Consider the following 1,159-nt stretch of genomic DNA (forward strand, 5'->3'; position numbering starts at 1 on the left):
ACATTGATCACGGATTATCGCTCAGCGGGACAGCAACGAGAGAGCTACGCAAATTAGAGAATGACGCCTGGCTTTACACGTTCTATGTCGACACGCTACCGGCAACAATCCATGAACAATCGACCTTTTCTATCACTGATCAAATGATCACTCCCTCTTTGTATAGCTACGCCCTCGAAGGAACATTCATAAAAAACCGCTATCAACGTGTTGAATTTTTTGACGACACGAAAATCAAAGAACGCTACAAGAAAAAAGAATGGACTTACACTAACGCAGGACCAACCTTAGATCGATTAAGCTACCAACTTCAAATACAGCTCGACAATGCATTTTCAAACGCCGACGAATTTGACTATCAAGTCGCTCATAAAGGCAGCATCAGGAAATATCGTTTTAAAGCAATTGGAGAGCAAACAATTGAAACTAAGATTGGCACAAAGACAGCGACGATAATCGAAAAGGTTCGTGAAGGAGAAGCCCAGAGAGAAACAAAGTTCTGGATCGATACAGAATCACCATATGCCCTTTTGAAGTTCATTCAAACAGAGTCAGATGGCGAGAAGTACGAAATCAACATCACGCGTTTAGAAACAAACTAAGCGCAGCTATTTTTTAGTCTACTGGCTCGATGTAATCAATCATTAATTGAACGCTCCGTCGCCCCCTAAATTCATTGATTGAAGGACGAAATACTAAACGAATATTAGTGAGATCTTCCGAGCAATAGGGGCTTGAAAACTGAATAGCATCGAATAGCTCGCCACCTTCAAACTCAACAACAAGCTTTAGGTGTTTCTCTTTAATACGCGCTTCTGCACAACCCTTACTTGTGCATCGAAACAAGGCTCTGGAAACTTTTGCCCCCACGGCCCTGCACGTTCAATTTGCTCGACATTTGAAATTGTCAGCGCTGCTGGATCGAGCTCACCATCCGTATAAATGATCGCCTCAAGATCCTCTTCACCGAGCAAAGATTCAACAACATCCTGGAAAGCTGATTCAAATACACTTAATTTAGCTACCTCGATACTCATACCTGCGGCCATGGCATGACCACCGAACTTAACTAAAACGTCTGGATACTTTTTCGCAACGACATCTAAGGCATCGCGCATATGCAAACCAGGAATAGAGCGTGCAGACCCCTTCAATATAT

General features: G+C 42.9%; 3 protein-coding genes. 1 reads left to right on the top strand and 2 read right to left on the bottom strand.

Annotated features, from left to right (window positions below; translation table 11 throughout):
* The coding region (locus A3762_RS01420) for a DUF3108 domain-containing protein (protein ID WP_068753754.1) at positions 1 to 602 on the top strand (602 nt) is incomplete at its 5' end.
* A gap of 13 nt (positions 603 to 615) precedes the next feature.
* On the opposite strand, the gene A3762_RS26265 is transcribed toward A3762_RS01420, so the two are convergent.
* Together A3762_RS26265 and A3762_RS01425 are read right to left on the bottom strand one after the other, a co-directional pair.
* Positions 616 to 846, bottom strand: a complete 231-nt coding sequence (locus A3762_RS26265) for a hypothetical protein (protein WP_156493115.1) — start codon at positions 844 to 846, stop codon at positions 616 to 618.
* A partial coding sequence (locus A3762_RS01425; RefSeq protein ID WP_231878691.1) for a DHHA1 domain-containing protein occupies positions 789 to 1,159 on the bottom strand: 371 nt, incomplete at its 5' end. The genes A3762_RS26265 and A3762_RS01425, both read right to left, overlap by 58 nt.

The organism is Oleiphilus sp. HI0125 (genome assembly GCF_001635355.1).